The sequence below is a fragment of the Pseudomonas sp. ABFPK genome, from assembly GCF_001586765.1.
GTDB lineage: Bacteria > Pseudomonadota > Gammaproteobacteria > Pseudomonadales > Pseudomonadaceae > Aquipseudomonas > Aquipseudomonas asiatica.
The window spans coordinates 143,341-169,027 of sequence record NZ_LQXW01000001.1; the positions used below are offsets into that span (position 1 = coordinate 143,341).

General features: G+C 61.1%; 23 protein-coding genes. 12 read left to right on the plus strand and 11 right to left on the minus strand.

The annotated features are described in order from the left end of the window. Window positions 1-106: 106 nt before the first annotated feature. Together WM94_RS00685 and glmS are read left to right on the plus strand one after the other, a co-directional pair. The gene (locus WM94_RS00685) at window positions 107-883 is read left to right on the plus strand and encodes a DeoR/GlpR family DNA-binding transcription regulator (RefSeq protein ID WP_015268400.1); all 777 of its coding nucleotides are present in this window, start codon (window positions 107-109) and stop codon (window positions 881-883) included. A 3-nt stretch (window positions 884-886) separates the two neighbouring features. Continuing rightward, on the plus strand, window positions 887-2,722 hold the full coding sequence (gene glmS, locus WM94_RS00690) for a glutamine--fructose-6-phosphate transaminase (isomerizing) (RefSeq protein ID WP_061550208.1): 1,836 nt from the start codon (window positions 887-889) through the stop codon (window positions 2,720-2,722). Between the two features lie 125 nt (window positions 2,723-2,847). On the opposite strand, the gene lpdA is transcribed toward glmS, so the two are convergent. Continuing rightward, window positions 2,848-4,248 (minus strand): dihydrolipoyl dehydrogenase, encoded by a 1,401-nt coding sequence (lpdA, locus tag WM94_RS00695; RefSeq protein ID WP_061550209.1) that lies wholly within the window; start codon window positions 4,246-4,248, stop codon window positions 2,848-2,850. A gap of 207 nt (window positions 4,249-4,455) precedes the next feature. On the opposite strand from lpdA, the gene cfaB reads away from it, so the two are divergent. Beyond that, window positions 4,456-5,640, plus strand: coding sequence for a C17 cyclopropane fatty acid synthase CfaB (gene cfaB, locus WM94_RS00700; protein WP_061550210.1), 1,185 nt, complete (start codon window positions 4,456-4,458; stop codon window positions 5,638-5,640). Between the two features lie 140 nt (window positions 5,641-5,780). Here cfaB and cls read toward each other — a convergent pair whose 3' ends face one another. Beyond that, on the minus strand, window positions 5,781-7,220 hold the full coding sequence (gene cls, locus WM94_RS00705; RefSeq protein ID WP_061550211.1) for a cardiolipin synthase: 1,440 nt from the start codon (window positions 7,218-7,220) through the stop codon (window positions 5,781-5,783). Window positions 7,221-7,351: 131 nt separating this feature from the next. On the opposite strand from cls, the gene WM94_RS00710 reads away from it, so the two are divergent. After that, window positions 7,352-7,879 (plus strand): DUF3617 domain-containing protein, encoded by a 528-nt coding sequence (locus WM94_RS00710; protein ID WP_015272374.1) that lies wholly within the window; start codon window positions 7,352-7,354, stop codon window positions 7,877-7,879. Here the strand turns inward: WM94_RS00710 and folE2 are convergent. Next, entirely contained in the window at window positions 7,863-8,768 is a 906-nt protein-coding gene (gene folE2, locus WM94_RS00715) for a GTP cyclohydrolase FolE2 (protein WP_061550212.1), read from the minus strand. The two genes, WM94_RS00710 and folE2, sit on opposite strands and share 17 nt — an antisense overlap. A gap of 201 nt (window positions 8,769-8,969) precedes the next feature. On the opposite strand from folE2, the gene zigA reads away from it, so the two are divergent. Genes zigA through WM94_RS00730 form a run of 3 tightly spaced genes read left to right on the plus strand, consistent with a single transcriptional unit; the run spans window position 8,970 to window position 11,813 of the window. Beyond that, on the plus strand, window positions 8,970-10,178 hold the full coding sequence (gene zigA / locus WM94_RS00720; protein WP_061550213.1) for a zinc metallochaperone GTPase ZigA: 1,209 nt from the start codon (window positions 8,970-8,972) through the stop codon (window positions 10,176-10,178). Further along, a complete protein-coding gene (locus WM94_RS00725) occupies window positions 10,175-10,801 on the plus strand; it encodes a DUF1826 domain-containing protein (protein ID WP_061550214.1) in 627 nt (208 codons plus the stop codon). Before zigA ends, WM94_RS00725 begins: the two co-directional genes overlap by 4 nt. 40 nt (window positions 10,802-10,841) lie before the next feature. Then, window positions 10,842-11,813 (plus strand): GTP-binding protein, encoded by a 972-nt coding sequence (locus WM94_RS00730; protein ID WP_061550215.1) that lies wholly within the window; start codon window positions 10,842-10,844, stop codon window positions 11,811-11,813. Here WM94_RS00730 and WM94_RS00735 read toward each other — a convergent pair whose 3' ends face one another. Then, window positions 11,814-12,206, minus strand: a complete 393-nt coding sequence (locus WM94_RS00735; protein ID WP_061550216.1) for a DUF3301 domain-containing protein — start codon at window positions 12,204-12,206, stop codon at window positions 11,814-11,816. A gap of 120 nt (window positions 12,207-12,326) precedes the next feature. On the opposite strand from WM94_RS00735, the gene pdxY reads away from it, so the two are divergent. After that, window positions 12,327-13,199 carry a pyridoxal kinase PdxY gene (pdxY, locus tag WM94_RS00740; RefSeq protein WP_013974845.1) on the plus strand — a complete coding sequence of 291 codons (873 nt, stop codon included), beginning with the start codon at window positions 12,327-12,329 and terminating at the stop codon, window positions 13,197-13,199. On the opposite strand, the gene WM94_RS00745 is transcribed toward pdxY, so the two are convergent. After that, complete coding sequence (locus WM94_RS00745; protein WP_003260046.1) at window positions 13,196-13,681, minus strand: acyl-CoA thioesterase; 486 nt, start codon at window positions 13,679-13,681, stop codon at window positions 13,196-13,198. The two genes, pdxY and WM94_RS00745, sit on opposite strands and share 4 nt — an antisense overlap. A gap of 343 nt (window positions 13,682-14,024) precedes the next feature. Between WM94_RS00745 and WM94_RS00750 the strand changes: the two genes are divergently transcribed. Next, window positions 14,025-15,785: a cation:proton antiporter gene (locus WM94_RS00750; RefSeq protein WP_061550217.1), complete on the plus strand. Its 1,761-nt coding sequence runs from the start codon at window positions 14,025-14,027 to the stop codon at window positions 15,783-15,785. Between the two features lie 261 nt (window positions 15,786-16,046). Here WM94_RS00750 and WM94_RS00755 read toward each other — a convergent pair whose 3' ends face one another. From WM94_RS00755 to zwf, 5 genes are all read right to left on the minus strand, one after another. Beyond that, entirely contained in the window at window positions 16,047-16,454 is a 408-nt protein-coding gene (locus WM94_RS00755) for an SMI1/KNR4 family protein (RefSeq protein WP_013974843.1), read from the minus strand. Between the two features lie 114 nt (window positions 16,455-16,568). Continuing rightward, on the minus strand, window positions 16,569-17,423 hold the full coding sequence (locus tag WM94_RS00760) for a Tim44 domain-containing protein (RefSeq protein ID WP_061550218.1): 855 nt from the start codon (window positions 17,421-17,423) through the stop codon (window positions 16,569-16,571). Window positions 17,424-17,678: 255 nt separating this feature from the next. Further along, a complete protein-coding gene (gene uvrD, locus WM94_RS00765) occupies window positions 17,679-19,865 on the minus strand; it encodes a DNA helicase II (RefSeq protein WP_061550219.1) in 2,187 nt (728 codons plus the stop codon). Window positions 19,866-19,995: 130 nt separating this feature from the next. Next, entirely contained in the window at window positions 19,996-20,310 is a 315-nt protein-coding gene (locus tag WM94_RS00770) for a hypothetical protein (protein ID WP_061550220.1), read from the minus strand. Between the two features lie 87 nt (window positions 20,311-20,397). Beyond that, window positions 20,398-21,840, minus strand: coding sequence for a glucose-6-phosphate dehydrogenase (gene zwf / locus WM94_RS00775; protein WP_061550221.1), 1,443 nt, complete (start codon window positions 21,838-21,840; stop codon window positions 20,398-20,400). A 103-nt stretch (window positions 21,841-21,943) separates the two neighbouring features. Between zwf and hexR the strand changes: the two genes are divergently transcribed. Next, window positions 21,944-22,810: a transcriptional regulator HexR gene (gene hexR, locus WM94_RS00780; protein WP_011536461.1), complete on the plus strand. Its 867-nt coding sequence runs from the start codon at window positions 21,944-21,946 to the stop codon at window positions 22,808-22,810. Between the two features lie 149 nt (window positions 22,811-22,959). Further along, the gene (locus WM94_RS30650; RefSeq protein ID WP_080563834.1) at window positions 22,960-23,178 is read left to right on the plus strand and encodes a PA3496 family putative envelope integrity protein; all 219 of its coding nucleotides are present in this window, start codon (window positions 22,960-22,962) and stop codon (window positions 23,176-23,178) included. Here the strand turns inward: WM94_RS30650 and WM94_RS00785 are convergent. After that, on the minus strand, window positions 23,120-24,082 hold the full coding sequence (locus WM94_RS00785; protein ID WP_046615347.1) for a LysR family transcriptional regulator: 963 nt from the start codon (window positions 24,080-24,082) through the stop codon (window positions 23,120-23,122). The genes WM94_RS30650 and WM94_RS00785 overlap by 59 nt on opposite strands. Before the next feature lie 189 nt (window positions 24,083-24,271). On the opposite strand from WM94_RS00785, the gene WM94_RS00790 reads away from it, so the two are divergent. Beyond that, a complete protein-coding gene (locus tag WM94_RS00790; protein ID WP_013974837.1) occupies window positions 24,272-25,687 on the plus strand; it encodes an acetyl-CoA carboxylase biotin carboxylase subunit in 1,416 nt (471 codons plus the stop codon).

Consider the following 25,687-nt stretch of genomic DNA (forward strand, 5'->3'; position numbering starts at 1 on the left):
CGCCAGTGCAGAGAGAATCTATCCACAGGGCAGTGACGACTTGACGAATCGCTCATCTTAGGTTTTGATTGCCATCATTATCTTTCGAATCGAAACTTAAGCGCTCATGTCGAAACGAAACACCCCGCAGCGGCGGCACAACATCCTGGCTTTGCTCAGCGAGCAGGGCGAGGTGAGTGTGGACGCGTTGGCCAAGCGTTTCGCTACCTCGGAGGTCACCATCCGCAAGGACCTCGCTGCCCTGGAAACCAATGGCCTGTTGCTACGGCGTTATGGTGGCGCGGTCCCGGTGCCTCAAGAGCTGCTCGGTGAACCTGCCCAGCCGGTGTCTTCCTATAAAAAGGCCATCGCCCGCGCTGCTGTGGCGCGTATCCGCGAACATGCGCGCATCATCATCGACAGCGGCAGCACCACGGCAGCCATGATCCCTGAACTGGGCCGCCATCCTGGCCTGGTGGTGATGACCAATTCGATGAACGTGGCCCGCGCCATCTGCGACCTTGAACACGAGCCGGTGCTGCTGATGACCGGTGGCACCTGGGACCCGCATTCCGAGTCTTTCCAGGGCCAGGTGGCTGAGCAGGTGTTGCGCTCCTACGATTTCGACCAACTGTTCATAGGCGCCGACGGTATCGACCTCGGCCGCGGCACCACCACCTTCAACGAACTTCTCGGCCTGAGCCGGGTCATGGCCGAAGTCGCCCGTGAAGTGATCGTGATGGTCGAATCGGACAAGGTAGGGCGCAAGATCCCCAACCTCGAGCTGCCCTGGGGCAGCGTGCACACCCTTATTACCGACGAACGCCTGCCCGCAGCGGCACGCGAACAAATTCAAGCCCGCGGCATCAACCTGATCTGCGCCGCGATCAGCCAGGAGCAATAAACCATGTGTGGAATCGTTGGTGCCGTCGCCGAGCGCAACATCACAGCCATCCTGATCGAAGGCCTCAAGCGTCTTGAGTACCGCGGGTACGACAGCGCCGGCCTGGCCGTCCTCGCCCAGAACGGTGAACTGCAGCGCCGTCGCCGTATCGGCAAGGTCAGTGAACTGGAAGCCGCTGTTGCCGCCGAGCCACTGGCCGGCCAGCTGGGCATCGCCCACACTCGCTGGGCCACCCACGGTGCGCCGACCGAGGGCAACGCCCACCCGCACTTCTCGGGCAATGAAGTGGCCGTGGTGCACAACGGCATCATCGAGAACCACGAAGAACTGCGCGAAGAGCTGAAGGGCCTTGGCTATGTCTTCACTTCGCAGACCGATACCGAAGTCATCGTCCACCTGATCCACCACACCCTGAAGAGCGTTCCGGACTTGACCGATGCCCTGAAGGCTGCGGTGAAGCGCTTGCATGGTGCTTACGGCCTTGCGCTGATCAGTGCCAAGCAGCCTGACCGCCTGGTAGCCGCACGCAGTGGCAGCCCGCTGGTCATCGGCCTGGGCCTGGGCGAGAACTTCCTGGCGTCCGACCAGCTGGCCCTGCGCCAGGTCACCGACCGCTTCATGTACCTGGAAGAAGGCGACATTGCTGAAATCCGCCGTGACCAGGTCTCCATCTGGGACCAGGATGGCCACAAGGTCCAGCGCGAAACCGTGCAGTACCACGAAGGTGCCGAAGCTGCCGACAAAGGGACCTACCGCCACTTCATGCTCAAGGAAATCCACGAGCAGCCAAGCGTGGTGCAGCGCACCCTGGAAGGCCGCCTGGGCAAGGACAACGTGATGGTCCAGGCCTTCGGCCCGCAGGCTGCCGAACTGTTCGCCAAGGTGCGCAACGTGCAGATCGTTGCCTGCGGTACCAGCTACCACGCCGGCATGGTCGCCCGTTACTGGCTGGAAAGCCTGGCCGGGATCCCGTGCCAGGTCGAAGTGGCCAGCGAGTTCCGTTACCGCAAGGTGGTAGTGCAGCCGGACACCCTGTTCGTCTCCATCTCGCAGTCTGGCGAAACCGCCGACACCCTGGCCGCACTGCGCAACGCCAAGGAGCTGGGCTTCCTCGGCAGCCTGGCGATCTGCAACGTCGGTATCAGTTCGCTGGTGCGTGAGTCGGACCTGACCCTGCTGACTCTGGCCGGCCCGGAAATCGGCGTGGCTTCGACCAAGGCTTTCACCACCCAGCTTGTTTCGCTGATGCTGCTGACCCTGGCTCTGGGCCAGGTGCGCGGTACCCTGGAAGCCGGCGTCGAAGCCGAGCTGGTTGATGAACTGCGCCGCCTGCCGGCCCGCCTGGGCGAAGCCCTGGCCATGGACGCCACCGTCGAGAAAATCGCCGAGCTGTTCGCCGACAAGCACCACACCCTGTTCCTCGGCCGTGGTGCGCAGTACCCGGTGGCGATGGAAGGTGCGCTCAAGCTCAAGGAAATCTCCTACATCCACGCCGAAGCCTACCCGGCAGGCGAGCTGAAGCACGGCCCGCTGGCTCTGGTGGACAACGACATGCCAGTGGTAACCGTTGCGCCGAATAACGAACTGCTGGAGAAGCTGAAGTCCAACCTGCAGGAAGTACGCGCCCGTGGTGGCGAGCTGGTAGTGTTTGCCGACGAGCAGGCCGGCATGACCAATGGCGAAGGTACCCACGTGATCAAGGTGCCGCACATCGCCGACGCCCTGGCGCCGATCCTGTATACCATCCCGCTGCAGCTGCTGTCGTACTACGTCGCCGTGCTCAAGGGCACCGACGTGGACCAGCCGCGTAACCTGGCCAAGTCGGTTACGGTCGAGTAAGCCAGAAGCCAGGGGCGCTTTGCGCCCCGTCGCGACACAAGGCCGCTCCTACAGGAAACTGCGTTCTCCTGTAGGAGCGGCCTTGTGTCGCGATGGGCTGCAAAGCAGCCCCCGGCTATCTCGCATCAGATCTGCATCGCCATCCCGTCCACATTCATCGCTGCCTGGCGCAAGGCCTCGGAGCGGGTAGGGTGGGGGTGGCAGGTGAGGGCGATGTCTTCCGCCGAGGCCGAAAACTCCATGGCCACGCAGAACTCACCGATCATCTCGCTGACACTTGGGCCTACCAGGTGCACACCCAGCACTTCGTCGGTCTCGGCATCGGCGATGACCTTGGCGAAGCCTTCGGTCTCGTGGTTGATCTTGGCCCGGCTGTTGGCCGTGAACGGGAACTTGCCTACTTTATAAGCACGCCCTTCGGCCTTGAGCTGCTCTTCGGTCTTGCCCACGGTGGCCAGCTCCGGGCGGGTGTAGATCACGCCAGGAATAAGGTTGTAGTTGACCTCGTGGGGCTTGCCGGCGATGCGTTCGATGCAGGCCACCGCTTCGTCTTCGGCTTTGTGCGCCAGCATCGGGCCGGAGGTGACGTCGCCAATCACCCAGATACCCGGCACGGAAGTGCGGTGGTGGTCATTGCCGAGCATGCCGCGCTTGTCGGTTTCCAGGCCTACGCTTTCCAGGTTCAGCCCCTTTGTATAGGGGCGGCGGCCGATGGCGACCAGTATGTAGTCGGCCTGCAGCGTTTCTGCGGTGCCGCCGGCGGCTGGCTCCAGGGTCAGGTTCACGCCATCGGCGCTGGCGTTCGCCTGGGTCACCTTGCTACCCAGCTTGAACACCATGCCTTGTTTGGCCAAGGCCTTCTGCAGGGTCTTGGCGGTTTCTTCGTCGGTGCCCGGACAGATGCGGTCGAGGTATTCGATGACCGTGACCTGGCTGCCCAGGCGGCGCCATACCGAACCCAATTCGAGGCCGATCACGCCAGCTCCGATCACGACCAAATGCTTGGGCACCTGTGGCAGCGACAGCGCGCCGGTGGAGTCGATGATGCGCTGGTTGTCGATGGTCACGCCCGGCAGGGGCGTAGGTTCGGAGCCGGTGGCAATGACGATGTCTTTGGTCTGCAGTGCGGTTTCGCTGCCATCCTCAGCCTTGACCACGACCTTGCCGACGCCATCCAGGCGACCCCAGCCCTTGATCCAGTCGACCTTGTTCTTGCGGAACAGGTACTCGATGCCCTTGGTCAGGCCGGTCACGCTCTCGTCCTTCTGTTTCATCATCTGGGCGAGGTTGAGGGTAGGTTTGACTTCGATACCGAGGTGGGCGAACTCGTCACCACTGGCGGCTTCGTACAGCTCGGAAGCATGCAACAGTGCCTTGGAGGGCATGCAGCCCACGTTCAGGCAGGTGCCGCCCAAGGTCGAGCGGCCTTCCACGCAGGCTACGCTCAGGCCCAGTTGGCCGGCGCGGATGGCTGCGTTGTAGCCGCCAGGGCCACCGCCGATGATCACCACGTCATAGGATTTCATGGGTTCAACTCCAGGATGAAGAAGCGCAAGAGGGGCACAAGGTTAAGCTGAGACGCAAAAATTGTATACAATCTGCTGCGTGGATAAGATCAGTTGGTTCTAGACCATGGTCTCGTTTAGAGGAAACATCCCACGAATGAACTACTCTGATCCGGCGACGTTCGAAATATAAGGCGTCGTGGCCAAATACGGACAGGAGGGTCGTTCATGCTTGCGCAACTTCCACCGGCACTGCAGAGCCTGCATCTGCCGCTGCGGCTGAAACTGTGGGACGGTAACCAGTTCGATCTGGGGCCTAGCCCGCAGGTCACTATCCTGGTCAAGGAGCCACAGTTGATCAGCCAGTTGAGCCACCCGAGCATGGACCAGCTGGGCACGGCATTCGTCGAAGGCAAGCTGGAGCTGGAGGGCGATATTGGTGAAGCCATCCGCGTATGCGATGAGCTGAGCGAAGCGCTACTGACCGATGAGGACGATGCCCCACCGCAGCGCCGGGCCCATGACAAGAGCACCGACGCCGAAGCCATTTCCTACCATTACGATGTTTCCAACGCGTTCTACCAGCTATGGCTGGATCAGGACATGGCCTACTCGTGCGCCTACTTCCGTGAGCCGGACAACACGCTGGATCAGGCACAGCAGGACAAATTCGATCATCTGTGCCGCAAGCTACGCCTGGAAGCGGGTGATTACCTGCTCGACGTTGGCTGCGGCTGGGGTGGGCTGGCGCGTTTCGCTGCTCGCGAATATGGCGCCAAGGTGTTTGGTATCACCTTGAGCAAGGAGCAGCTCAAGCTCGGTCGCGAGCGGGTGAAGGCAGAGGGGTTGGCCGACAAGGTCGACCTGCAGATTCTCGACTACCGCGACCTGCCTCAGGACGGCCGCTTCGACAAGGTTGTCAGCGTTGGCATGTTCGAGCATGTCGGGCATGCCAACTTGGCGCTGTATAGCCAGAAGCTGTTCGGTGCCGTGAGGGAAGGGGGCCTGGTGATGAATCACGGTATTACCGCCAAGCATGTGGATGGTCGCCCGGTCGGGCGTGGCGCTGGCGAGTTCATCGATCGCTACGTGTTCCCCCATGGCGAGCTGCCGCACCTGTCGATGATCAGTGCCAGCATCTGTGAAGCGGGATTGGAGGTAGTAGACGTGGAGAGCCTGCGTTTGCACTACGCCAAGACCTTGCACCACTGGAGCGAGAACCTGGAGAACCAGCTGCACAAGGCGGCGGCGCTGGTGCCCGAGAAGACCTTGCGCATCTGGCGCCTGTACCTGGCCGGGTGTGCCTATGCCTTCCAGAAGGGCTGGATCAACCTGCATCAGATCCTGGCCGTGAAGCCGTACGCCGATGGGCACCATGACCTGCCTTGGACGCGTGAAGACCTGTATCGCTGAATTGCAACAAAGCACGCAAGCGCGACACCATACCCTGTGGAGCGGGTTTACCCGCGAATGCGTCGGTACAGCCACTGACGTCTTCGCGGGTAAACCCGCTCCCACAAGGTCCGCGATACCCTGCAACGGGCGCAGGCGCATCAGAGAATCGGCGAAATCAGCCGAGCAATCCGCATCCCCAGTTGCTGCAGCCGATGAGTATCGCGGCTGTCCTCCGCAGTAATTTCCCGTGCCTGTTCAAAGTCATTGCTCAGCATTTTCTCGACCTGGTCAGCGAAGCCGCGGTCGACCGTGAGCAGGGTGATTTCGAAGTTCAGGCGGAACGAGCGGTTGTCCAGGTTGGCACTGCCGATCGCGCTGACATCGTCATCCACCAGCACCACCTTCTGATGCAGGAAGCCCGGTTGGTAGCGGAACATGCGTACACCCGCACGTACTGCTTCGAAGGCGAAAAGGCTGGAGGCGGCATAGACGATGCGATGGTCTGGGCGTGACGGAATCAGCACTCGCACATCGATCCCACGCAGTACTGCCAAACGCAACGCGGCGAACACCGCCTCGTCGGGGATGAAGTACGGGCTGGTGATCCACACGCGCCGGGTGGCTGAATGGATCGCCTCAAGGAAGAACAGCGAGCAGGTTTCCTGTGGATCGGCCGGGCCGCTGGCCAAGGCTTGGCACAGCACGCCGTTGTCAGGGTAGGCGTCCGGCAGAATCAGCGGCGGTAGCTGGCGCGTGGCCCAGTACCAGTCCTCGGCGAACGACTCCTGCAGGCAGGCCAGCACCGGCCCGCTGATCTGCACGTGGGTGTCGCGCCAAGGTGAAAGCTGCGGGTGGCCACCGAGGTACTCATCGCCCACGTTGTGCCCGCCGATAAAACCGAGCAAGCCATCCACCACCACGATTTTGCGGTGGTTACGGAAGTTAACCTGGAAGCGGTTGAACCAGCCCCGACGGGTTGCGAAGGCATGAATCTGTACACCACCGTCGCGCATCAACTGGCTGTAGCTTGCCGGCAAGGCATGGCTGCCGACACGGTCATACAGCACGAACACCCGCACCCCCTCGGCGGCTTTGCGCAGCAGCAGTTGCTGCAATGCTTTGCCAAGGTTGTCGTCATGGATGATGAAGAACTGCACCAACACCACGTCGCGGGCTTTTTCGATGGCGGCAAATATTGCATCGAATGTTGCCTTGCCATCGATCAGCAGCTTCACCTCGTTATTGGCAAGGCAGGGCATCCGCCCGAGTTTGGGCATGGCGCGCAAGGCCGCATAGCTTTCCGACTCGCGGGCGGTAAGGGCTTCTTCTACCCAAGGCCGCCAGTTGAGGTTGGCCATGGCCACATGCATTTCCTGGTTGGCCTGGCGCCGAGCCTTGATGTAGGCATAGAACGAGCGCGCACCGAAGATCAGGTAAGGGATCAGGGTGAGGTAGGGGATGAAGAACAACGGCATGGCCCAGGCGATTGCGCCCTGGGCAGTGCGCACGGTGAACAGTGCGTGTAATGCGGCGACGATACCCAGCAAATGAACCAGGCCGAGTAGGTAACCGAAGAAGTAGGGGCTGTGGTAGTCCATATGCATCCTGCTTGCCGAGTACACTTGAGTAACAGAACACGTTCCCGGTCCGCCTTGCAACCTGCAGGTGGATTTGGCGTCTAAGGCACAGACCGGCCCGCTTGGCCGGCTTTTTCCAGGAGCGTTCGTCCATGAAGATTCGTCTGCCACTGTTGGCGTTGGCCCTAGGTGTGAGCAGCCCGCTGGTGCATGCTCAGATGCTACAGCCAGGTTTGTGGGAGCTGACCACCAGCAACATGCAGGTCGATGGCAAGCCGTTACCCGATATGGAGTTCATGCTCGGCCAGTTGAAGAACCTGCCGCCAGAGCAGCGCGCGATGATGGAAGGGGTGCTGGCCAAGCAGGGAGTGACTGTTGGGGGTAAGGGGGTGCGCTCGTGCCTGACGCCAGAACAGGTGGCAACCAACGATATCCCCCTGCAGGACCCGAAGTCAGGTTGTACACAAAAGATAACCGACCGCACCGGCAATGTATGGAAGTTCCAGTTCAGCTGCCCCAAAGCGCAGGGCAGTGGCCAGGCGACTTTCCTCAGTGACCGGGAATTCACCACCCAGGTCAACGGTACATTCAACGCTTCGGGTGTACAGCAGCAAGGCAGCATGAACACCCGTGCCGTGTGGTTGGGTAATGACTGCGGCTCGGTCAAGCCGCGCAGCTGACATCCCATTGCCACTGGCTGGTCGCGACAGCATCGTGGGCATGCAGGCTTTCTGCATGTTCCACGCGCAGCTTGAAGGCCGTGCTCCATTCCATTTGCCGTAGCGCCTTGTGCAGGCGTCGTGCGGCGTCTTCGCAGAACATCAGATTCTGGCCGTTGGCCAAGGCAAAGGCTTGTTCGTCTGCGCGCTTAACTGCGGTCTGCACCGCTGTCCCCAGGCTTGCTTCTATGCGGTCGATCAACTCGGTGATTGGCAGAACCTGCTGATTGCTGCGCAGCCTTACCTGGATTTGCGCGCTACTACGTTGGCTATGGGGCGTCGCTACGATGCCTTCGGCGCTGCCAAGCCACTGCAGCACTGCAGATTTGTCGACCTGCTCTGCACTGAAATGCGCCTGGAACTGCTGCTGAATCAGTTGCCGTGCAAGTGCAGCCGAGCATGGGCAGGTCGAGGAGTAAGGGACAGAAACGGATAGTTCCACGTGGAACATTTCATTTTCGATCCTTGCATCGACTGTGACGGCATAGCTTTTCCAACCCTCCAGCGGGCTGATCAATGCAGGCCTTTTTAGCAGATGCTCGAAGCGCAGACGCAAATAGGCTGAGGAAGAAAGGCCTTCATGGCTGCTGAGGAAGTCAGTCAGCAGCTGGTGGATGGTGAGCGGCGTCAGGGGCTGGTGCTCCAACGACTCCAGGGCGAGATAAAGCCGTGACATATGGATACCGCGTGAGCTGCCGTCTACCAGGCTAACGCCGGCATCGACAGTGGCAGCTGCTGTGCGCCCCTCGAACTGCACAGGTTGGGCGATCCCGCACATACCCACCCAGTTCAAAGGTAAGGCGTATTCATGGGTTTGTGCGGCTATGTCGGGGAGCTTGAGCTGAGTCATCTGCTATTCCAAACAAAAGGGAGATCAGCGGCCACCACCGATCAAGCTGCAATGCCGGGAGGGGCACCCTGGCACTTGGCGGGTTCATTTCTCCTCCCGGGGACACTCGTTCGTCACGAACGGCTTGGCGAAATTGTATTGTTACTTTATAACATTGTGCAATGCATCGTTTCGAATGCGCTCGCCTGAAGAGGTTTCGCCATGTCCAACCGTCTCCCTGTCACCGTGCTATCCGGCTTCCTTGGCGCCGGCAAGAGCACCTTGCTCAACCATGTGCTGCGTAACCGCGACAACCTGCGAGTCGCGGTCATCGTCAATGACATGAGCGAAATCAACATCGATGCGAGCGAGGTGCAGCGCAACGTAAGCCTCAACCGTGCCGAGGAGAAGTTGGTGGAAATGAGCAATGGCTGCATCTGCTGCACGCTGCGTGAAGACCTGCTCGAGGAAGTGGCACGGCTGGCTGAAGAAGGGCGTTTCGATTATTTGCTGATCGAGTCCACGGGGATCTCGGAGCCACTGCCTGTGGCCGAGACCTTCACCTTCCGCGACGAACAGGGCCGTAGCCTGTCCGACATGGCGCGCCTGGACACCATGGTCACTGTGGTCGATGGCCTGAACTTCCTGCGTGATTACCAGGCAGCAGACAGCCTGGCCAGCCGTGGCGAAACCCTGGGTGAGGAAGACGAGCGCTCAATCAGTGACTTGCTGATCGAGCAGATCGAGTTCGCCGATGTACTGTTGCTGAGCAAGATCGACCTGATCAGCCAGCACGAGCGCGAAGAGCTCATGGCCATTCTGCGCAGCCTCAATGCTCGGGCGCAGATCGTGCCCATGGTCATGGGCCAGGTACCGCTGGACCGCATCCTCGACACCGGCCTGTTCGACTTCGACCAGGCCGCCCAGGCACCGGGCTGGCTGCAAGAGTTGCGCGGCGAGCATGTGCCGGAAACCGAAGAGTATGGCATTGCCGCCACCACCTGGCAGGCCCGGCGCCCCTTTCATCCACAGCGCTTTTTCGACTTTATCCACAAGCCCTGGAGCAATGGCCGCCTGCTGCGTTCGAAAGGTTTTTTCTGGCTGGCCAGCAAATACCAGGAAGCTGGAAGCTGGTCGCAGGCAGGCGGCATGATGCGCCATGGCTTGGCGGGCCGCTGGTGGCGTTTCGTGCCGCGCGAGCAGTGGCCACAGGATGTGGATAACACTGCCGCGATCTTGAAGAACTGGGTTGCCGAGAGCGGTGACTGCCGCCAGGAACTGGTGTTCATCGGGCAGAATATCGACTTCGAAGAATTATCCACTGCACTCGATGCATGCCTTTTGACCGATCAGGAAATGGAAATGGGGCACATGGGCTGGTTGCGCCTGCCCGATCCGTTCGGTTCATGGCATGAGGAGGCCGCAGCATGAACCCTGCATCCAAGCCTGTGGATATTTTCCAGGTATTTGGCGAGACACCGCAGGTGCTGACCGATGTGCTGCAGGATGGCGTAAACCTGGCGGTATGGCGCCGACGTTTGCCGCCGCAACTGGAGGACTTTGCCGCGCTGGTGGTCAGCCTCGGCCAGCCCTTGGCAGACCAGCGCGTCATCGATGTGGATGAGCAACACATGCCGGTTTTCACCGAACTCTTGCGCGAAGCGGCCGACTTGCAAGGCTATGAGGCATTCGTGGCGGATGTGGCCTGGCTGGTGGCGGCCTATACCTGCCTGGTGGGTGCGCAGCGGGTAGGTTTGCGCCTGCGGGTACTGACAGGCCCGATGTGCCCGCGCTTCCATGTGGATAACGTTCCGCTGCGTCTGCTCACCACCTACGCAGGCCCAGGTAGCGAGTGGTTGAAAGAGGACGCGAGCCCTCGTGGCAACTTACACACAGCTATATTGCCTGTGGATAAAGTGCAGCACCTGCAAGCTGGCGACGTGGCTGTGCTCAAAGGTGAGAAGTGGCAGGGCAACGAAGGTGCGGGCCTGGTGCATCGTTCGCCGTCGGGGCAGCTGGGGCGCCTGCTGCTCAGCCTTGACTGGCTGGCCTGACAGCGCATAGTGAGGCATCACCATCGCCCGAAGCCGCCCCATGCTGCAGAACATTCCCACCCACGTGATTGCCGGCCCGCTGGGGGCCGGCAAGACTACCCTGATCCGTCACCTGCTGGCCCAGCGCCCGGCCAATGAGCGCTGGGCGGTATTGATCAACGAATTCGGCCTGATAGGCCTGGATGCGGCCTTGCTCAGCTGTGACGAAGACGGCATCGCCATCGGCGAGGTCGCAGGTGGCTGCCTGTGCTGCGTCAATGGCATGCCGTTCCAGGTGGGGCTGGGCCGACTGCTGCGCAAATCCCGCCCTGACCGGCTGTTCATCGAGCCGTCCGGGCTGGGTCATCCTTTGCAGTTGCTCGCTCAGTTGCAAAAAGCCCCTTGGGCTGGAGTGCTGACAATACAGCCATTGCTGATGGTCGTGGACGCGCAGTCGATGGTACGGAACGAGCAGCTTCCGGAGGCTCAACAGCAGGCGTTCGATGCTGCTGAAAACGTTGTCTTGAACAAATCAGAGGCTGTGGATGAAAGTACTAAATTGTTGATAAATAATAGATTTCGTGAAAAGAAAATCTTCTGGACCGTCCAAGGTAGGCTGCCCTTGTCGGACCTTCCGGCTGTAACTAATGGCATTGTCGACAGCTCGGTTGTGGATAACAGGATTGTCGACAATCTTGTAAATCCACCGACAGCGCTATGGGCAGACCCCGGGCAGCCGATTTGTCTTGCACAGCAGGGAGAGGGAGGTTGGAGCATCGGCTGGCGCTGGCACCCTGGCCAGCAATTTTATCCACAGCGGCTGCAGGCGTTCTTGCGGGCTTGGCCGTGGCGGCGCGCGAAGGGGGTTATCCACAGCGTGGAGGGGTGGCAATCATTCAATGGCCTGAATGGGGACATGCCCGCCTGGCAGCCCAGTGACTGGCGCAGGGATACGCGTATCGAGCTGATTTTCGACCAGCCGCAATCGCAATCCGCGCTGCAGGCCGGGTTGAGCGAATGTCGTGTCAGCTGATCAGTTGCGCCAGCGGTTGTGCTCCTGGCGCCACTGCTGCATCTCGATGACATTGTCGGTGCGCGGTGGGGTCTTGATCTCGAACGGGTAGGGCGCCAGTTCGATCTGCACGCTGTGGGCGCCGAACTGGGTCACGGTACCGGGGTGGCGCTGCTCGCCCGTGACGGTGAATTCGAATGCGTAGACGCGCGCCAGGCGCTTGCGGCCGTTGGCGTCACGGACAAAGGCGATGCGCTTGAGTGCGACCGCGTCGTCGAGCAGTTCGAGGTCGAGCTTGGCGCAATGCTGTTTGACCCGTTCCAGGGCTTTCTCGCGCAACCCGTGGTTGTGCCACAACCAGCCGCCTGCCGTGGCGACCAGCATCAGGACGAAGAGGTTTTCCAGGGTCAACATTTGCGTATGCTCCAAACAGGTCGATCCAGCTTAACTGCGTCCCTGGCCTGTCGTACAGGTGGCAATCGAGTTCATACTGCGTTGCGCACAATCCCTGAAACAGCTTTGGAAACCTCCCGCATGAAACGTACCCCGCACCTGCTCGCCATCCAGTCCCACGTGGTGTTCGGCCACGCCGGCAACAGCGCCGCGGTGTTTCCCATGCAGCGTATCGGGGTCAATGTGTGGCCGCTCAATACCGTGCAGTTCTCCAATCACACACAGTATGGCCAGTGGGCGGGTGAAGTGCTTGCCCCCGCGCAAATTCCCGCGTTGGTGGAAGGCATTTCCAACATCGGCGAGCTGGGCCATTGCGATGCGGTGTTGTCCGGTTACCTGGGCAGTGCCGAACAAGGCCGGGCGATTCTGGCTGGCGTCGAGCGGATCAAGGCAGTCAACCCAAAGGCTTTGTACCTTTGCGACCCGGTCATGGGGCACCCTGAGAAGGGCTGTATCGTGCCAGCGGAAGTGAGCGAGTTCCTGCTCGATGAGGCGGCTACCAGGGCCGATATCCTGTGCCCCAACCAGCTGGAGCTGGACAGCTTCTGTGGCCGCCGAGCGCAGTCGCTGGAGGACTGCGTGAACATGGCGCGCAGCCTGTTGCAGCGCGGGCCGCAGGTGGTGCTGGTCAAGCACCTTGCTTACCCCGGGCGCGCCGAGGACCAGTTCGAGATGCTGCTGGTGACCGCCGAGCAGAGCTGGCATCTGCGCCGCCCGCTGCTGGCGTTCCCGCGGCAGCCGGTAGGGGTGGGTGACCTGACCTCAGGCCTGTTCCTGGCCCGAGTCCTGCTCGGCGACAGCTGGGTGCAGGCGTTCGAATTCACCGCTGCGGCCGTACACGAAGTGCTGCTCGAAACCCAGGCCTGCTCCAGCTATGAACTGCAGCTGGTGCGGGCCCAGGACCGCATTGCGCACCCAAGGGTGCGCTTCGAGGCACAGCTGCTGGCGCTTTAAATCGCGTCGGTTTTCAGGTCCTGGTAGCGCTTTTCCAGCTCCTGGCGGATCTGACGGCGCTGCTGGCCCTGCAGGAAGCGGCGCTTTTCTTCACTGCTTTGCGGCTGGCGCGGCGGCACCTGCACCGGGCGACGGTTGTCGTCGACCGCTACCATGGTGAAGAAGCAGCTGTTGGAATGGCGCACCGAGCGCTCGCGGATGTTCTCGGTCACCACCTTGATGCCCACCTCCATCGAGGTGTTGCCGGTGTAGTTTACCGACGCCAGGAAGGTCACAAGTTCACCCACGTGCACCGGCTCACGGAAGATCACCTGGTCGACCGACAGGGTGACTACATAGCTGCCGGCATAGCGGCTGGCGCACGCATAGGCCACTTCGTCGAGGTACTTGAGCAGGGTGCCGCCATGTACGTTGCCAGAAAAGTTGGCCATGTCCGGGGTCATCAGGACGGTCATGCTCAGCTGGGCGTTTCCAGGTTCCATAGTGTGCTCACGGTGAGGTTGCGCGGAATCGAGCGAATGGGGGGCATTATCTGCAGACACTTCTGTTCCCCTCTTTTGAATTTGCCTTCCTGGTACGGGACGTTGGCTGACGCTCCATCGTCACGCCGATCATGCCATCAGCGGCGCTTTTCCAGCCGATCTGTTTCTGCATATTGCACCGCCTCTTTGCGGCGGGGTGCGATGTTAACCTGACTGCACCCATGCAACATGGGCTTTTCCTGCATTCAAAACAGTATGTACTTGCTGCTCGCTCAGGGTTGCCTTGGCAGAGGAGCGGTCTGCCCAGGCATCCAGCAACGGACGAGAAAAGGAGTATCACGCCATGCATGCCATCAGCTTCATCCAGGACCTGGCAGTCATCATGCTGGTTGCTGGCGTGGTCACCATTCTCTTTCACCGCCTCAAGCAGCCTGTGGTGCTGGGCTACATCGTCGCCGGCTTCATCATCGGCCCGCACACCCCACCATTCGGCCTGATCCACGATGAAGACACCATCAAGACGCTCGCCGAGCTGGGAGTGATCTTCCTGATGTTCTGCCTGGGGCTCGAATTCAGCCTGCGCAAGCTGTTCAAGGTAGGCGCCACGGCGTTCATCGCGGCGTTCCTGGAAATCGTGCTGATGATCTGGATCGGCTTCGAGATCGGCCGCTGGTTCGGCTGGAACACCATGGATTCGCTGTTCCTCGGCGCCATCCTGGCGATTTCCTCGACCACCATCATCGTCAAGGCGCTCAACGACCTGAAGATGAAGAACGAGCGTTTCGCCCAGCTGATATTCGGCGTGCTGATCGTCGAGGACATCCTCGGTATCGGCATCATCGCCCTGCTGTCGGGCATCGCCGTCAGCGGCACGGTCAGCTCGGGCGAGGTGTTCTCCACTGTCGGCAAGCTGTCGCTGTTCATGATCGTCGCGCTGGTCATTGGCATCCTGCTGGTGCCGCGCCTGCTGGCCTACGTGGCCAAGTTCAAAAGCAACGAGATGCTGCTGATAACCGTATTGGGCCTGTGCTTTGGCTTCTGCCTGCTGGTGGTGAAGCTCGAGTACAGCATGGTGCTTGGCGCCTTCCTGATTGGCGCGATCATGGCCGAATCGCGCCAGTTGCTGAAGATCGAGAGCCTGATCGAACCGGTACGCGACCTGTTCAGCGCCATCTTCTTCGTCGCCATCGGCCTAATGATCGACCCCCAGGTGCTGATCGACTACGCCTGGCCAATCGTGGTCATTACCCTGGCGGTGGTGTTGGGCAAGATGTTGTCGTGTGGCATGGGCGCGTTCATTGCCGGAAATGACGGGCGTACATCGCTGCGGGTGGGCATGGGGCTTTCGCAGATTGGCGAGTTTTCCTTCATCATCGCCGCGCTGGGCATGACTCTGCAGGTGACCAGCGACTTCCTCTACCCGGTGGCTGTGGCGGTATCGGCAATCACGACGCTGCTGACACCCTACCTGATCCGTGCCGCCGACCCGCTGTCGCTCAAGCTGGGCAAGGTGGTGCCCAGCCGCCTGGCGCGGGTGTTGTCGTTGTATGGCGAATGGTTGCGCAGCATCCAGCCGCAAGGCGAGAGCGCCATGCTCGCGGCGATGATCCGGCGCATCCTGTTGCAGGTTGGGGTGAACCTGGCGCTGGTGATCGCCATCTTCTTCAGTGGTGGCTATTTCGCCGAGCGGATCGGCAACTGGCTCAGCGAGTGGGTTAGCGATACCAGCCAACAGAAAGCGCTGATCTGGGGCGCAGCGCTATTGCTGTCGCTGCCATTCCTGATTGCCGCCTATCGAAAGCTCAAGGCGCTGTCGATGCTGTTGGCGGAGATGGGCGTCAAACCCGAAACGGCCGGACGGCATACTCAGCGCGTGCGCCGAGTTATTGCCGAGGTGATCCCGTTGTTGTCGCTGCTGGTGATTTTCCTGCTGCTGTCGGCGCTGTCGGCGAGCATTCTGCCAACCAGCGAATTGCTGCTGGTGATTGCCGTGGTGGCTGCGGTGGTGGTGGCCTTGCTGTGGCGCTGGTTTATCCGCGTGCATACGCGCATGCAGATTGCCTTGCTGGAGACGCTGGAGAACAGCCGCGAGAATACGCACTGAAGAGAGCAATGCTCCCTGCGCAAGATTTCACCGTTGTCCGAGGGGATGGAGCGGTAGCGATGTCGCCAGGCGCAGAAAGCCTGGCGATATTAACTATACCAGTGGCACTAGGCCATAAGTTTCCCATTTCTGGGCCGGCCTCTTCGCGGGTAAACCCGCTCCCACAGGTACTGCACAATGATCAGCACCTGTGCAATACCTGTGGGAGCGGGTTTACCCGCGAAGAGGCCGGCACAAGCAGGACCAGATCAGAGATTGAAATCAGCTCTCCAGCCAGACATCCCGCGCCCAGTGCCACACTGATTCCCAGCTGTCTTCACCGACGATTTCCTCTTCGGCATCCCACAGCACCACGGTCCCATCCTCTTCGACGCAGTAGTAGTTGTCGCCGTCCTGGCACAGTGGAATCAGGTCACGCGGTACGCCGGCATCCCAGGCGTTGGCGGCGACGTCGGGCAGGTAGGTATGTGACTGTGGGTCGGTAACGGTCACCGGCTCCAGTGAGCCATACACCACGTCACTGACGGTCAGCAGGAACTCTTTGAACACGAACGGAATGTTAATGAACAGCTCTTCTTCGATTTCGACCAGCAGGTCCTCGTCGGGAAGCTCAAGGGGCACCGGCACTGGCTCGTTGGCTTCACGGAGTTGTTCGATCACTTCTTCCACGGTTCACTTCCTCTGACCTAGATGACAACGCTGCGCGTTATACCCTAGTAGGCCACTCTGGCAAAAGCAAAAACCCCGGGACAGGCCCGGGGTTTTTTGTGCAGCACGCAGCGGTTAGCCGTTTTGACGGATACCGGCCACCAGCCAAGGCTGGTTTTCGCCCTGGGCGCGAACCATGTGCCAGCTTTCGCTGAACACTTCGCCCTGGTCGAAGCGCGAGTTCTTCGACACGCCACGGAAGGTCAGGGTGGCGTCGGTACGGTCGGCGCGGTCGTCAACACCGTCCAGCTGTACCTCGAGGTTGTCGATGTAGGTGGACTGGAAGCCATCACCCAGTTCGGCGCGCTCGCGCTTGAGGAACTCGAGCATCTGCGGGGTGACGAACTCGGCGATCATGTCCATCTCGTTGGCGTCCCAGTGCTGCTGCAGCGCCTGGAAGTGGTTACGGGCAGCAGCCAGGAAGTTCTGCTCGTTGAACCAGGCCGGGGCGTTGATCACCGGGGCGGCTGCGGCAGCAGGTGCGGCCGAACCACCGAAGATCGACGGCTGGGCCGGCTGCGCGTGAGTTTCACGCTGCATCGGCGCATGGCCCGGCATGGCCATTTGCGGCTGCTGCTGGCGACGGCGCGCGGCGATGAAGCGGAACACCAGGAAGGCGATGAGCGCCACGATCAGGAAGTCCATGATCTGGAAGCCTTCGAAACCGTCGCCCATGAACATGGAAGCCAGCAGGCCACCGGCGGCGAGGCCGGCCAGAGGGCCTAACCAGCGCGAAGCACCGCTGGCGGCCGGAGCGGCACGGCCAGGTGCGGTCGGCGCGGCGGCAGGCGTGGTTGGCGTGGCCTGGCGGGTCTGGTGAATAGGCGCGGAGCCCGAGCTCTTGCCGCCGCCAAAACGCTTGGCGTTGGCGTCCAGGCTCAGCGTCAGGCCGACGCAGAGCGCCAGAGCGATGCTAAGAAAACGTTGCATAAGTGGGATATCCCCTGTTGTGGATTGCACGCGCGTCATGGTGCACAGGTTCCCGGGCACATGACCAGCGACATAATGTTTCGAGCTTTTGCCTGAATGTTACAAGGTGCTTATGACGGACCTGTAGGGGCGGCCTTGTGTCGCGAAAGGGCTGCGAAGCAGCCCTAAGATATCAGCGTCGACGCCATGATTGTGGGGCCGCTTTGCGGCCCTATCGCGACACAAGGCCGCTCCTACAAGGGACCGCGCAGGCTTTCAGATGGCCTCGAGCTTGGCATACCCCAGCATCAGCCACTTGCTCCCTTCGGCAAAATTCACCTGCACACGCGCCTGGGCGCCGGAGCCCTCGAAGTTGAGGATCACACCCTCGCCAAACACCGCGTGCTGCACACGTTGGCCAAGGTTGAACGCGGTCTGCGGAATGCTGGCATTGGCGAACAGGTTGCTGTTCGTGGCCGTCTTGGCCCCGCCGAACGGTCGGCTGACGCTGTTGGACAGGCGCACTTCCTGAACCAGGCCTGCCGGAATTTCGCGTATGAAACGTGACACCTTGTTGTAGGTCTCGCTGCCATACAGGCGACGCGTTTCGGCGTAGGTCATGACCAGCTGGCGCATGGCGCGGGTGATACCCACATAAGCCAGGCGGCGTTCCTCTTCCAGGCGACCAGGCTCTTCCAGGCTCATCTTGTGCGGGAACAGGCCTTCTTCCATGCCCACCAGGAACACATACGGAAACTCCAGGCCCTTGGCACTGTGCAAGGTCATCAGCTGGACGCTGTCTTCATGCTCGTCGGCCTGTGTATCGCCTGCTTCGAGCGAGGCGTGGCCAAGGAATGCCGAGAGAGGCGAGAGGTCGGCGTCTTCGTCGGTAGACTCGAAGTTGCGCGCTGCGCTGACCAGTTCCTCAAGGTTTTCTACCCGTGCCTGGCCCTTCTCACCCTTTTCTTCCTGATGGTAGATGATCAGCCCGGACTGCTCGATGGTGGTTTGGGTCATGGTATGCAGCGGCATGTCCACGACCTTGGCAGCTAACCCTTCGATCAGCTCGATAAATGCACCCAGGGCACTGGCAGCGCGGCCTTTCAGGGCTTTGGCGGCAAGCAGCTGGCACATTGCTTCCCACATCGAAAGCTGGCTGTGGCGGGCGTGCTCGCGTATGGCTTCGACAGTTTTTTCGCCAATGCCACGTGGCGGCACGTTGATCACCCGTTCCAGGGCAGCATCGTTACCGCGGCCTTCTATCAGCCGCAGGTAAGCCATGGCGTTCTTGATTTCGGCGCGCTCGAAGAAGCGCTGGCCACCGTAGATGCGGTAGGGGATGCGTTCGCGCAGCAGGGCTTCTTCCAGCACCCGCGACTGGGCGTTGGAACGGTACAGTATGGCGATCTCGTTGCGCGCATTGCCCTTCTTGACCAGGCTCTCGATGGTTTCCACCACGTAGCGCGCTTCGTCGTGCTCGTTGTAGGCCGCATACAGGGTCAGCGGTTCGCCTTCACCCATGTCGGTCCACAGCTCTTTGCCCAGGCGCCCGCTGTTGTTGGCGATCAGTGCGTTCGCCGCCTTGAGGATGCCACCGGTGGAGCGGTAGTTCTGCTCCAGGCGGATCATCTCGGCGTCGGGGAAGTCGGCAGTGTACTGGTGAATGTTCTCGATCTTGGCACCGCGCCAGCCGTAGATCGACTGGTCGTCATCGCCCACCGCCATCAGGCTGTCACCGCCGCGCGCCAGCAGGCGCAGCCAGGCGTACTGCACGGCGTTGGTATCCTGGAACTCGTCCACCAGCACGTGGCGGAAGCGCCGCTGGTAGTGCTCCAGCAGGCCCGGGTGGTCGCGCCACAAGTCCAGGGCGCGCAGCAGCAGCTCGGAGAAGTCGATGACCCCGGCGCGCTCGCAGGCCTGCTCATAGGCGGTATAGACGTCGCGCATGGTCGACAGGAACAGGTCGCCCCCGGCCTGGATATGCTGTGGACGCAGGCCTTCGTCCTTTTGCCCGTTGATGAACCACTGGGCCTGGCGTGCCGGCCATTTCTGCTCGTCCAGGCCCAACTCGCGCATCACCCGCTTGATCAGGCGCTGCTGGTCGTCGCTGTCGAGGATCTGGAAGTTCTGCACCAGCCTCGCTTCCTGCCAATGGGCCCGCAGTAGGCGATGGGCCAGGCCGTGGAAGGTGCCGACCCACATGCCCGCCGGGTTGATACCCAGCAGTTGCTCGATACGCTGGCGCATTTCTGCCGCGGCCTTGTTGGTGAAGGTCACCGACAGGATCGAGTGCGGCGATGCCTGCTCCACCTGGATCAGCCAGGCAATGCGGTGCACCAGCACGCGGGTTTTACCGGAACCGGCGCCAGCAAGCACCAGTTGACGCCCGAGCGTGGCCGCTACGGCCTGGCGTTGGGCATCGTTGAGGGAGTTCAGCAGGAGGGAGAGGTCGTCTGTGCGCATCGGGCCATTCTAGGGCGCGGCAGGAAATGGGGCAAACCTCTACTGTATAAATATTCACCTGCCACATGTCCGTTCATCGAGCCGATGGAAGGTGCCAGGCCACCGCTCGGGCGACCTGGCCGGCAGCGGCTCAGTCAATCGCCTCGATGGTACGAATTTCGCAGCGCTGCGAACCGTCTGCATGAATGATCTCCACGGTTTTCCAGCCAGTGCCGCCTGCACGCTCGAAAGCCACGGTTTTTTCCGTCAGCACCTGCGGAGTGATTGCGCCGCTATCCAGAAGTTGAAGCTCAAGCACTTCCCAGCCACCCCTGTGGCGCAGCTTGGGTTCGACCAGCACCGGTTCTATGGCCGGGGAGGCGACCGTAACGGTGCCGTGAACCCTGAAAACCTGCTTGCCGTGGGCGATGTCGTTGATTGCAACGAGGTTGGTGATAGTAGCCATTGTCTGCTCCTGTCTCGGGTTGAAAGTAGCGCCAGTGCGCTGGGCTACTTTCTGCCCTTTGGCCTACCAGGGGAGCAGGGCAGTGCTTCAGCTATGCCAGTGCCTGCCGTGCCTGGCGAGCAGGCTGTTGGCTTGCTCTGGCCCATTACAGCCTGCCGGGTACGGTCGCGGCGCCTGGAAGTGCTCTTCACAGCCCTTGATGATCGGGTCGATCCAGGCCCAGGCCGCTTCCACTTCATCGCGGCGCATGAACAGCGTCGAGTCGCCCTCCAGCACATCCAGCAGCAGGCGCTCGTAGGCGTCCCAGCGGCGGGTCTGGCTGAACACCTGGGCCAGGTTCAGGTCCAGGTCCACAGGTTCCAGGCGCATGCCCTTGCCCGGGCTCTTGGTCATCATGCGCAGGCTGATGCGCTCGTCCGGTTGCAGCTGAATCAGCAGCTGGTTGACCTGGCCACCATTGAAAAGCTCGTGGGGCACCGGCTTGAACTGGATGACGATCTGCGATGAGCGCCGTGCCATGCGCTTGCCGGTACGCAGGTAGAAGGGCACGCCCGCCCAGCGCCAATTGTCGATGTGCGCCTCGATGGCGATGAAGGTTTCGGTGTCGCTGTCGTTGTCGACGTCCTTTTCGAAGTAATAAGCCGGCACTTCCTGGCCGCCGATGCGCCCGGCGCCATACTGGCCGCGTACGGTCTTGTCCTGCACGTCCTGGCCAGTGATGGGCTTGAGGGCCCGCAGGATCTTCACTTTCTCGTCACGCACCGCTTCGGCCTCGAACTGCGCGGGGGGCTCCATGGCCACCAGGCATAGCAGTTGAAGCAGGTGGTTCTGCAACATGTCGCGGGTCGCCCCGGCGCGGTCGTAGTAGGCACCACGGTTCTCTACACCCAGGGTCTCGCAAACGCTGATCTGAACGTGATCAACCTGGTTGTTGCGCCACACCGGCTCCAGCAGGGCGTTGGCAAAACGCAGGGCCATGAGGTTCTGCACGGTTTCCTTGCCCAGGTAGTGGTCGATGCGAAATACCTGGTTTTCCTCCAGCACTGCGCCAATCGCTTCGTTGATGGCGGTAGCCGATTCCAGCGAGTGGCCGATCGGCTTTTCCAGCACGATGCGCGCCTCAGTGTCTGCCAGGCCGGCGTTATGCAGGTGCTTGGCAATCGGCACGAACAGATTGGGGGCGGTGGCCAGGTAGAAGATGCGCGTCAAGCCGCCGGGTTCGCCCAGGTAGCGCGCCAGGCGACCGAAGTCGGCGCTTTGCGAAGCATCCATGGAGAAATAGTCGACCCGCGCGGAAAACCGCTGCCAGACCTCTTCGTCGAAGTCGTTGCGGGCAATCTGTGCCCGGCAATGGCGTTCGGCGAGCTTGAGATAATCGTTACGTGGCAAGTTGCGTCGTGCCAGCGCGATGATCCGCACGGCGTTGTTCAGACGGGCCTCGCGAAACAGGTGGTAGAGCGCCGGAAGCAGTTTGTGCAGGGCCAGATCGCCGGTGCCGCCGAAGACCAGAATGTCGCAAGGAATAGTCAAACCACCACTCTCCACGTTCGTTTAACTGGGCGGGTTGGCGTCCATGTAGTATAACTACAAGAAAGCTACAACCCGGCCAGCCGATCATAACCGAGTCCAGCCTGTGAATCTGTTGCAACATATCGCCCAATCGCGCCACCTGCTGCGCAAATCGGAACTCAAGGTAGCCGACCACGTGCTGCTCGACCCGGCTGCCGTCATGCACAGCTCCATGGCCGATCTGGCGCACAGCGTGGGTATCAGCGAACCGACCATCGTGCGTTTCTGCCGCGCGATCGGTTGCTCGGGGTTCCAGGACCTGAAGCTGAAGCTGGCGCAGAGCCTGGCTGCGGGGGCGAGTTTCGGCCAGTTCGCCATCCATGAAGACGACTCGGTCGCCGACTACAGCCTGAAGATCTTCGACACCACGCTGCACACCCTGATGGAAGTGCGCGAGCACCTCGACCCACAGGCGCTGCAGCAGGCGGTGACTGCCATGGCCCAGGCGCAGCGTGTGGAGTTCTATGGCTTTGGCGCCTCCGGTGCGGTGGCGGCCGATGCTCAGCACAAATTCTTCCGTCTGTTGCTCAGCGCGGCAGCCTATTCCGACCCGCACATGCAGGCGATGTCGGCGGTGACCCTGAAACCAGGTGATGTCGCGGTATGCATTTCCCAGTCGGGCCGTTCCAAGGACCTGCTGATTACCGCCAACCTGGTCCGTGAGAGCGGCGCCAACCTGATTACCCTGTGCCCAAGCCAGACACCGCTGGCGGAGCTTTCGACTGTCAACCTGGCGATCGATGTGCATGAAGACACCGAAATCTACACCCCGCTGACCTCGCGTATCGCCCACCTGGTGGTGATCGACGTGCTGGCCATGGGCGTAGCCATGGCGCGCGGGCCGAGCCTGGTCAACCACCTGAAGAGCGTGAAGCGCAGCTTGCGCAGCCTGCGCTTGTCGCCCAAGTCGATCAAGGCTACCGACGACTGAATTCTCCCTGCGCCGGCCTCTTCGCGGGCTTGCTCGCGAATGGGCCGGTACAGGGAGTGAAAATTCACGATTCTGTCACCATTCCACAGCCAAACCGTAAACCACTCAAGCCAGTCTGAAACTCCCGCATCCTATCTGGGAGACAGGCAATGGCTCGTGACTTCGACGGTACGTACCAACCCAGCGCCAAGGCTCGCAAGCAGCAGGAAAAGGATCAGCGCCGCATGGAATACCGCCGCGCGATCGAAAGCTATTGCGACCAACGTCAATTGCTCCGCGAACTAGTGGACTACCCCGAACTGCAAGAGCTCACGGTCTGGCAGGCGTCGGCAGCAGCTTCCCCGAAAAACGCTCAACCAGCGCGCTGATCAGCGCACGTTCGCTGCGGATGAACGCCAGGAAAGCCAAGGCCACCGGCGACTGCCGTTTGGCCTTGGACTGCACCACGCACCAGCTGCGGTACAGCGGCAGTTCTTCCACCGGCAGCTCCCTCAATACACCGGTAGCCAGCTCCAGGTTGACCGCATGGCGGGTAAGCATGGCAATGCCCAGCCCGGCAATTACGCACTCGCGCTGGGCGTCGGCCGAGGCCACCTCCAGGGTCTGGGTGAAATGCACGCGCTTGTCCTTGAAGTATTCCTCGCAAGCCTTGCGCGTGCCCGAACCCTGTTCGCGGACCAGCAGGGTATGAGGCTCCAGGTCCTGCAGGCGCAGTTGCTCCAGTTTGCACAGCGGGTGCTCGGGCGGTGCCACCGCGACAATCGGGTTGTTGAGGAACGGCAGAAACTCCAGGCCCATGTCCTGCGGCACCATGGACATGATGATCAGGTCGTCGCGGTTGTCTGACAGGCGGCGGATGGCCTGGGCGCGATTGACCACCGTCAGGGTCAGGTTGACCTCCGGGTGACGCTGCTTGAAAGCCGCGAACAGGTGTGGCACGAAGTACTTGGCACTGGACTCGATCGCCAGTTTCAACTGCCCCTGCAATGAGCCCTGCATGTCCGAAAGCTGCATGTCCAGGCTCTCCAGGCGCCCGAAGATATCGCGGCTGGCGCGTTGCAGGGCCTCGGCAGCTTCGGTCAGGTAAAGCTTCTTACCCACGTACTCGAACAGCGGCTGACCGATCAGCTCTTCGAGCTGACGGATCTGTAGACTAACGGCGGGTTGCGTAAGCGCCATCTCTTCTGCCGCACGGCTGTATGAACGCAAATCGCACACCTCGTTGAAGATCTGCAGTTGACGCAAAGTCATACGCATCAAGGACTTACGCATTTTTATCCGCCCTTCGGCAACACCTTGTTACCGCACTATAAGCTTTTGCTAATACAGCCCCTAACAAATATTGATTTTTGTTTATCAACCTACAGCGCTAGGGTGAATGTGCGACTGGCCAGCAACGTCTGGTCACGCGCCGACCGGGAGAACCGGCTCGACTGTTCCTACGGCTTTGGGAAGACTCCAGTGATAAAAAAAATCCTGATCGCCAACCGAGGTGAAATTGCAGTTCGGATCGTGCGTGCGTGCGCCGAAATGGGCATTCGCTCGGTGGCGATCTATTCCGACGCCGACCGCCATGCGTTGCACGTCAAGCGTGCCGATGAAGCCCACAGCATTGGTGCCGAGCCGCTGGCCGGTTACCTGAACCCGCGCAAGCTGGTGAACCTGGCTGTGGAAACCGGCTGTGATGCCCTGCACCCAGGTTATGGTTTCCTGTCGGAAAATGCTGAACTGGCAGAGATTTGCGCCGAGCGCGGGATCAAGTTCATCGGCCCGGCCGCCGAGGTCATCCGCCGCATGGGCGACAAGACCGAAGCGCGTCGCACCATGATCGCCGCTGGTGTGCCGGTAACCCCGGGTACAGAAGGCAACGTTGCCGATATACACGAAGCCCTGAGCGAAGGTGACCGCATCGGTTACCCGGTCATGCTCAAGGCCACCTCTGGTGGTGGCGGCCGTGGTATTCGCCGTTGCAACAGCCGTGAAGAACTGGAACAGAATTTCCCCCGCGTCATCTCCGAGGCTACCAAGGCCTTTGGTTCTGCGGAAGTGTTCCTGGAAAAGTGCATCGTCAACCCCAAGCACATTGAGGCGCAGATCCTCGGTGACAGCTTTGGCAACGTCGTGCACCTGTTCGAGCGCGACTGCTCGATCCAGCGCCGCAACCAGAAACTCATCGAAATTGCTCCGAGCCCCCAGCTCACCCCCGAACAGCGCGCCTACATCGGCGACCTGGCGGTGCGTGCGGCCAAGGCAGTGAACTACGAGAACGCCGGTACCGTGGAGTTCCTGCTCGCCGATGGCGAGGTGTACTTCATGGAAATGAACACCCGGGTGCAGGTGGAACACACCATCACCGAGGAAATCACCGGTATCGACATCGTCCGTGAGCAGATCCGCATTGCCTCGGGCCTGCCGCTGTCGGTCAAGCAGGAAGACATCCAGCACCGCGGTTACGCGCTGCAGTTCCGCATCAACGCCGAAGATCCGAAGAACAACTTCCTGCCCAGCTTCGGCAAGATCACCCGTTACTACGCACCCGGCGGCCCGGGCGTGCGTACCGACACGGCGATCTACACCGGCTACACCATCCCGCCGTTCTATGACTCCATGTGCCTGAAACTGGTGGTGTGGGCGTTGACCTGGGAAGAAGCCATGGACCGCGGCCTGCGGGCCCTGGACGACATGCGCGTGCAAGGGGTGAAGACCACCGCCGCGTACTACCAGGAAATCCTGCGCAATCCGGAATTCCGTAGCGGCCAGTTCAACACCAGCTTCGTCGAAAGCCACCCGGAACTGACCAATTACTCGATCAAGCGCAAACCCGAAGAGCTGGCCCTGGCCATCGCCGCCGCCATCGCCGCCCACGCAGGCCTGTGA

What these genes read in the sequence shown, in the direction of transcription:
- glmS (WP_061550208.1), top strand. Translation starts at nt 887, where the DNA reads ATGTGTGGAATCGTTGGTGCCGTCGCCGAGCGCAACATCACAGCCATC.
- WM94_RS00710 (WP_015272374.1), top strand. Translation starts at nt 7,352, where the DNA reads ATGAAGATTCGTCTGCCACTGTTGGCGTTGGCCCTAGGTGTGAGCAGC.
- folE2 (WP_061550212.1), bottom strand. Translation starts at nt 8,768, where the DNA reads ATGACTCAGCTCAAGCTCCCCGACATAGCCGCACAAACCCATGAATAC.
- WM94_RS00685 (WP_015268400.1), top strand. Translation starts at nt 107, where the DNA reads ATGTCGAAACGAAACACCCCGCAGCGGCGGCACAACATCCTGGCTTTG.
- WM94_RS00760 (WP_061550218.1), bottom strand. Translation starts at nt 17,423, where the DNA reads ATGCAACGTTTTCTTAGCATCGCTCTGGCGCTCTGCGTCGGCCTGACG.
- WM94_RS00745 (WP_003260046.1), bottom strand. Translation starts at nt 13,681, where the DNA reads ATGGAACCTGGAAACGCCCAGCTGAGCATGACCGTCCTGATGACCCCG.
- cfaB (WP_061550210.1), top strand. Translation starts at nt 4,456, where the DNA reads ATGCTTGCGCAACTTCCACCGGCACTGCAGAGCCTGCATCTGCCGCTG.
- WM94_RS00785 (WP_046615347.1), bottom strand. Translation starts at nt 24,082, where the DNA reads ATGCGTAAGTCCTTGATGCGTATGACTTTGCGTCAACTGCAGATCTTC.
- WM94_RS00730 (WP_061550215.1), top strand. Translation starts at nt 10,842, where the DNA reads ATGCTGCAGAACATTCCCACCCACGTGATTGCCGGCCCGCTGGGGGCC.
- zigA (WP_061550213.1), top strand. Translation starts at nt 8,970, where the DNA reads ATGTCCAACCGTCTCCCTGTCACCGTGCTATCCGGCTTCCTTGGCGCC.
- pdxY (WP_013974845.1), top strand. Translation starts at nt 12,327, where the DNA reads ATGAAACGTACCCCGCACCTGCTCGCCATCCAGTCCCACGTGGTGTTC.
- WM94_RS00735 (WP_061550216.1), bottom strand. Translation starts at nt 12,206, where the DNA reads ATGTTGACCCTGGAAAACCTCTTCGTCCTGATGCTGGTCGCCACGGCA.
- lpdA (WP_061550209.1), bottom strand. Translation starts at nt 4,248, where the DNA reads ATGAAATCCTATGACGTGGTGATCATCGGCGGTGGCCCTGGCGGCTAC.
- uvrD (WP_061550219.1), bottom strand. Translation starts at nt 19,865, where the DNA reads ATGCGCACAGACGACCTCTCCCTCCTGCTGAACTCCCTCAACGATGCC.
- WM94_RS00750 (WP_061550217.1), top strand. Translation starts at nt 14,025, where the DNA reads ATGCATGCCATCAGCTTCATCCAGGACCTGGCAGTCATCATGCTGGTT.
- WM94_RS00725 (WP_061550214.1), top strand. Translation starts at nt 10,175, where the DNA reads ATGAACCCTGCATCCAAGCCTGTGGATATTTTCCAGGTATTTGGCGAG.
- cls (WP_061550211.1), bottom strand. Translation starts at nt 7,220, where the DNA reads ATGGACTACCACAGCCCCTACTTCTTCGGTTACCTACTCGGCCTGGTT.
- WM94_RS30650 (WP_080563834.1), top strand. Translation starts at nt 22,960, where the DNA reads ATGGCTCGTGACTTCGACGGTACGTACCAACCCAGCGCCAAGGCTCGC.
- WM94_RS00770 (WP_061550220.1), bottom strand. Translation starts at nt 20,310, where the DNA reads ATGGCTACTATCACCAACCTCGTTGCAATCAACGACATCGCCCACGGC.